The sequence below is a fragment of the Spirosoma oryzae genome, from assembly GCF_003002825.1.
Classification (GTDB): domain Bacteria; phylum Bacteroidota; class Bacteroidia; order Cytophagales; family Spirosomataceae; genus Spirosoma; species Spirosoma oryzae.
This window is the reverse complement of record NZ_PVTE01000044.1, coordinates 23,025-29,024: the sequence shown is the minus strand read 5'-3', so window position 1 is coordinate 29,024 and position 6,000 is coordinate 23,025. Positions and strand designations below refer to the sequence as shown.

Annotated in this window: 5 protein-coding genes; all 5 read left to right on the top strand. The window is 47.9% G+C overall.

The genetic code is table 11. From position 1 onward, the window contains the following. Positions 1–271 precede the first annotated feature (271 nt). The 5 genes from CLV58_RS26735 to CLV58_RS26715 all read left to right on the top strand — a co-directional run bounded on the left by CLV58_RS26735 (position 272) and on the right by CLV58_RS26715 (position 5,693). A complete protein-coding gene (locus CLV58_RS26735; protein WP_425443566.1) occupies positions 272–847 on the top strand; it encodes an IS5 family transposase in 576 nt (191 codons plus the stop codon). A 366-nt stretch (positions 848–1,213) separates the two neighbouring features. After that, complete coding sequence (locus CLV58_RS26730; protein WP_106140908.1) at positions 1,214–1,516, top strand: hypothetical protein; 303 nt, start codon at positions 1,214–1,216, stop codon at positions 1,514–1,516. Positions 1,517–2,016: 500 nt separating this feature from the next. Then, positions 2,017–2,661 carry a DUF4145 domain-containing protein gene (locus CLV58_RS26725; RefSeq protein WP_106140907.1) on the top strand — a complete coding sequence of 215 codons (645 nt, stop codon included), beginning with the start codon at positions 2,017–2,019 and terminating at the stop codon, positions 2,659–2,661. 1,260 nt (positions 2,662–3,921) lie between these two features. Next, entirely contained in the window at positions 3,922–4,563 is a 642-nt protein-coding gene (locus CLV58_RS26720; RefSeq protein WP_106140906.1) for a hypothetical protein, read from the top strand. 107 nt (positions 4,564–4,670) lie between these two features. Continuing rightward, complete coding sequence (locus CLV58_RS26715) at positions 4,671–5,693, top strand: toll/interleukin-1 receptor domain-containing protein (RefSeq protein ID WP_211300908.1); 1,023 nt, start codon at positions 4,671–4,673, stop codon at positions 5,691–5,693. The last annotated feature ends 307 nt before the right edge of the window (positions 5,694–6,000 follow it).

Below are 6,000 nucleotides of genomic sequence, written 5' to 3'. Positions count from 1 at the left end.
GCAAGATTCGTTCGGAGAAAGGGGTTTGGTTGCACGGATTGGGCCGCATGGCGGCAGGTCTTTACATTTTGGCGTTCTACTCTTGATTCACATTATTAGGATTAATCTATTCTGCGTACAATAATTTGTTGGGTGAACAGCAAGAGCAATGAGTATTTGTCGGCTTCCGTGCGACAGATCGCACGTCTCAACAAGTGGACTTTAGAGCGTGTTTTGGAATTTATAAAAGCTGAGAGTCAGGGCACCTTTGTGTCGACCAAGACATGAAGCAATGACCAAACAGTGGACTCCACTGACTGACTCTCAGTGGGCAGCAATTTCGCCGTTTCTACCTATTCAACGCAAACGCCAGCACGATCTCAGGCGCATTCTTAATGCCATGTTGTGGCTTCTACGCACTGGTTGCCAATGGCGCAACCTGCCCTTCACGGACTTGCCCTGGCAGAGCGTCTACTATTATTTTCATCGCTGGAAACAGGATGGCACCATTGAGCGATTGAATGTAGCACTCAATACGTTAGATCGACTCAGTAGCGGACGGCAAGCTTTACCATCCGTATTATGTATTGACACACAATCGGTTAAGCTCACTCCTATGAGTGGAGAGTATCGCGGCATGGACGCTCACAAACGAGTCAACGGTCGCAAACGTACCTTCGTCGTTGATACTCAGGGGCGGTTATGGGTGGCTCGGGTAGGAGCAGCCGATCAAGCCGATGGAACCTTAGGGGCGGGCTTGATTACTCACGTATTATGGCGGGCAGGCGAGCGATTAGAAAACGTATTCGGTGATCAGGCCGCTTCGGCGGTCCGATTACAACGGGGTATTTGCCCGTGCGTTGGCTGAGTGGAGCATCGACTTTACGAAAGCATCCCGACCTGAATCAGCGCGTGGTTTTGTGCCGATAGCCAAACGCTGGGTCGTTGAACGAAGCATCGCGTGGACTAATCGCACGGGCGACCCCGTTCTTTCGGAGAGTGGTCAAGGATTATGAGTACAGCCTATCATCTTCGGTATGCTGGATCTATCTGGCCAACATTCAGATTATGTTGCAGCGAATACAGCCTTCAAGCCAAATCTAATTCCAAAACACGCTCTTAGCTCGTTAGGGGATTACGGTTGACATGAGAAACGTCTCAATTAGGCAAGTTTGAATTTCCACTTCCGGATTGCGGCCGACAGAGTAGCACCTGAGTTAATTACGTGTTCAATATGCATGAAACAGTAAAATCCTATATTATTTGGTTTGAGGAGACTTGGATGGTATCTGTCCATCCGAAAGCTACAGGATTACTCCAAGAACCATTCTTCTGGAATGAGTATGGTACGTTCGTATTTGGCATTGATGAAGACCAAGAAATTTATAATATAATGAGTCAAGCATTTAAGATTGATCCTAATATGTCATTCTTAAGTTTATTAATGCAGCTTGATTACTCAGGCCCCGTAAAATCTTCGAATTTTTACGAACTTGACCAACAGATCATTGAACAAAGAACACACTCAGAAGGGTAATTTTTTATTCAAGTTGATTATATCATACTAGAATTTTCAATTGGTAAATTACAGTTTCAAGGCAAGATTGAACAGGGTTTGAAGGAATTGGCTTTCAATGCTATTAAGCGACAAAAAATGCCCTTGTTTCTTAACTACTTCAACGACATAAGTAGGTTAGAGGAACTGACCAAAATTGAAGAAGTCATATTGAATGCTTAGCTTACACCGTTCCGTATGGTGTTGCTGTCTTGCGACAGGGGGAACGTCCCGTGGGAAAGCGGGGCAGCCCAACTAAACAGGGGTGTAAAGGTGGCAAGTTGGCCGTGTTCAGTCAGGTGACTCGCTCGTCCATCAGCCCCCGTGGTCGTTGGGTGGCGGGTCAAAGTAGTGGTGTGTTTGCGGGCTTCGTGCGACACACCACGCTTGAGTGACAGACAGACTTACACGTCCAAATTTCGGCTCCGGTTGACATCCCAGACATTAGAATAAGTCAACTTGACAAGCTCATTAAATTAAACATGAAAGAACATCATATAGCACCTGAACTGAATTTGAAGGCATTCAATTGCCCGCATTGCCATGTATACGCTCAACAAGACTGGTACTATTTACAAGCTTCGGAGAATCAGGCAGGTTTTGGTCGACAGCATGGCGACAAAAAGTTTAGAGTCTCTTATTGCGTAAGATGTGGGCAAAACACTATCTGGCGTGGTGAGAACATAGTTTTCCCTCAAAGCTCTATAGTTGAACCACCTAATGCCGACTTACCAATGGATATCATTGAAGACTATAATGAAGCCGCGTTGGTACTTAACGTTTCGCCAAGAAGTGCAGCAGCCTTATTACGATTGGCTATTCAAAAATTGTGTAAAGTACTTGGACAACCGGGAAGGGATATAAATACTGACATCAAAAATCTAGTACTAAAGGGACTTCCCAGCAAAGTTCAGGAAGCTTTGGATAGTGTGAGAGTAATAGGTAATGAAGCCGTTCATCCTGGTGAATTAAACTTAAATGACAATAGAGAAATTGCGGGTAGACTTTTCAAACTTGTTAATTTTATTGCGACAAAAATGATTACTGAACCCAAAGAAATTGACGAATTATACAATTCGCTTCCAGCAGGCAAATTAGAAGGAATACAGAAACGAGATGCCAAGTGATTTTCTCGACAAATGCGAAACAACATCTACGCAGGAAGATGAAGTGTAACCGACGAAGTAATAATTCAGAGGAAGAGAGTGGTGAAAAATCAAATTGAGTGTGTTGTAGTCTGCACGTGGGTTCGCTCTCGGGCGACAGGAGGCACGTCCCGAAGGCAGGGCCGTCAGCCCAACCAAGAAAGGTTGTAAAGGTCGAGAGTACGAGTGTTCAGGTGAGTAACTCGTGGGGCCATCAGCCCTTTCGGGCGTTGGGTGCAAGTCCATAAATTGCTCGTTTGTCGGGTTCTGGGCGACCGTGGAGCCGCCCCGACAGACAAGCTTTGGGTTCATAGGTGGGTTTCGGTCAACACCAGAAACGCCGGAGTTGGGGCGCTTTTTAGGTCACCTGCGACACGACCGGGCCGCCGGAGCGGAAACGCCCTCAGCAGGAAGCGAAAAGCGACTTAGGCACGTAGCGTTCTACAGCGAAAACTTTCGGATAGCGGGTTGTATAAACAGATTCGATACGTAGAAAAGGGCTCCGCCCTAGTCTTTAATCGGTTTGGTGTGTCGTTGATTCGCTCCGCGTGGGTAGCTTCCCGTCGACAGGAAGCACGTCCCGTGGGAGAGTTGGCAGCCCAGGCAAACAGGGGTGTATAGGCTCAGGCGGTTCGCGTTCAGTGGAGTTTCTAGCCCACCATCAACCCCTGTTGGCGTTGGGTGGTCGTCTGTGGCGGACTGCAAATTCCGGCTTCCGGGCGACAGGCTGCACGGCTCAAAGGGACAGTTTCGTTCTTTCATTTCTGGCTTCGGTCGACACTACCCACTTGGGTACAAGCCAGCCCTTTTGAACGGGGCGGGTCGCGTGTGACAGCAGGCAATTGAGCGTTGACAGGCTTCAGAAGGGTTCGGTTGACACATCGCACTTGGGCGGTGGTCAAGCTCGCCAAACAGGAAGGCTGCCGCATCAGGCTTCGCGCTTGGTATCATCGGATTGTGCGTTGTCATCGCTCCGCGTGGGGTCGTTGCCGGGCGACAGGAGGTAGGCCGGATAGTCAAGCATTGCAGCCCAACTGAACGGGGGTGTAAAGGTGCGAGGTACGGCTGTTCAGTGGTTTTGTGCGTCTACCATCAACCCCCTGGGTCGTTGGGTGCTGCCTGTGCCGTTTCTGGTAGGGCGGCTTTCGTGTGACAAAGTGAACGCCCCGCGTGGGCAAGTTTTTAGATTTCCATTTCCGGGCTTCCTGCGACAAAGCAAACGCCCCTTAATTCAACGTTAGGATGCCGCAAACAGATGACGAGTTTATAGACGAGATGCTTGAGGTTTTGTACGAATCCGACAATAAACAGCCTGTTTATGTTCACGAAACCTTGTCCTATCTTTTTGAGACAGACTACCGACACACTGACGAGTTCGATGATTTATCAGCCAGAATCAGGGCTGAATTAGAATCACAAAACTTAGCGGAAGGCACTGGCTTTGGCACCGTGATGCGAATTACTCCATTCGGCCGTGCGGTCTACAAGGCTGGTGGATGGGTTCGTTACAATCAGCAGCTTGCTGAGGAAAAACAGACAGAGCGAAACCGACAACTCGAAGCCCACCAAGCGACACTTGCCAGTGCAAAGGCTACTGAAGATTCGGCTCGATTTGCCAGTAGTTCCGCTAAAGCGGCTTGGTTTTCTGGTGTAGTCGGTGCAGTTGCCATCCTGATTTCACTCTACCAGCTTTACAAAGGCAATGAGCTTGAGGACAAACTTAACGCAGTGACAAAACGAGTTGAATTAACAGACTCGCTAATGAAAGTCCCACGGCAAAGCCGGACCACTAGTGCGCCGAAAGGCTATCGTGTATCGTCTGACTCCTCAACTGGGCCAGCCGTTCCGGGGTCAGGTCACGGGCGACAGGAAGCTCGCCGGTAGGCCGAGCGAACAGCCCAACCATCCATGTGTGTAAAGGCTGAAGCCACGGTAGTTTTTTCATAGTCGTGTACTCGCCATCAACACATGGGGGCGTTGGGTGTTCGCCTATGCCGGGCTTCCATCTCCAGCATCCGGTCGACAAGCCGCATTTTACTGATGGTCAAGCTTTTAGATTGCAATCCGGGCGTCGGTCGACAGGAGGCGCTTGGGGACAGGGACAGCTTGACAAGCGGGGCGGGTTGCGGCAGACAAGTTTTACTCTTCAGCAGGATAGCCAACCGCTCAGTAAAGACAGTTGGTACGGAGCGGTTTTGTTACGTGGTCAGCCCTTTATAAATAAATTACGCCAAGTAATGAGTAAAATTTTTTTGAGCCATACAAGTGTAGATAAACCATTTGTGCGAAAGCTAGCTGCTGATTTGAGAAATTATGGGCACACTGTGTGGATTGACGAAGCCGAAATCAATATTGGAGATTCGCTTATTGGGAAGATTAGGGAAGGTCTTGACGTTGTTGACTATGTAGCTGCTGTTCTCTCCAAAGCATCAATTCAAAGCGAGTGGGTTAAGAAAGAATTGGAAATTGCCTCTAACAAAGAAATCAAGCAGAAACGAGTTATAGTATTACCCTTGGTAATAGAAGAAGTTGAAATGCCAGGATTTCTTGAGGGAAAATTGTATGGAGACTTTACAAGTGAGGACAAATATGAGCCGACACTGCACTTGTTATTACGTAGTTTAGGTGACAGTTTATCAATATCAAAATCAGATGATGAATTCGAAAAAATTAAAAAAGAATTAGCCGAAGCTAAAGAGGTAATTCAGCGCCATAAGAAGGAACTTAAGCAAGTAGTTGAATATAATCTCTCTACTAAAAGTAAAGAGTTGAAAGAGCGTATACTTGAAGAAAATGATAAGCATCCGGAGTACGCTCCGATAAATAATGTATATGCATTCGATCTAAGTGGAGTACCCATCACTTTAGGATATTTACTTTGGGTTCTTGCAAAGGTCAAAAGATATGGTACTCATCAAATGGAATTATTGCTAGATATTGAAGACAAGTGGAATGAAGCAACCCGAATGATTGAAGCCTATTCTGACATGATAGCGTCTAGAAAAAGTAACTAATCCTCGCTCAGCGTAGGGTAGCTGTTGTGCGACAGGCAGGGGGCCGCAAAGCCAAACTTCCAAGCCCAACCGGCAGGGGGTGTAAAGCCGGGCGGGTTATTCGCCCATTTTAACTTGCTTGCGGGGCCACCAACCCCCTGGGTCGTTGGGCGGCTTCGGTTGACAACTCAAACGCCCCGACAGTCAAGCTTGGACATGTAGGGCAGCTTCCTGGCGGCAGCGGAAACGCCCTGGTATTTGCGGCTCGACACAAGCGGATTTTCGTGTGTTGTTGAGCTTCGCGCACGGTGTAAAATCGGAAAGTGCG

Coding starts and splice junctions, on each gene's coding strand:
- CLV58_RS26735 (WP_425443566.1), top strand. CDS start 272: ATGACCAAACAGTGGACTCCACTGACTGACTCTCAGTGGGCAGCAATT.
- CLV58_RS26730 (WP_106140908.1), top strand. CDS start 1,214: ATGCATGAAACAGTAAAATCCTATATTATTTGGTTTGAGGAGACTTGG.
- CLV58_RS26725 (WP_106140907.1), top strand. CDS start 2,017: ATGAAAGAACATCATATAGCACCTGAACTGAATTTGAAGGCATTCAAT.
- CLV58_RS26720 (WP_106140906.1), top strand. CDS start 3,922: ATGCCGCAAACAGATGACGAGTTTATAGACGAGATGCTTGAGGTTTTG.
- CLV58_RS26715 (WP_211300908.1), top strand. CDS start 4,671: ATGCCGGGCTTCCATCTCCAGCATCCGGTCGACAAGCCGCATTTTACT.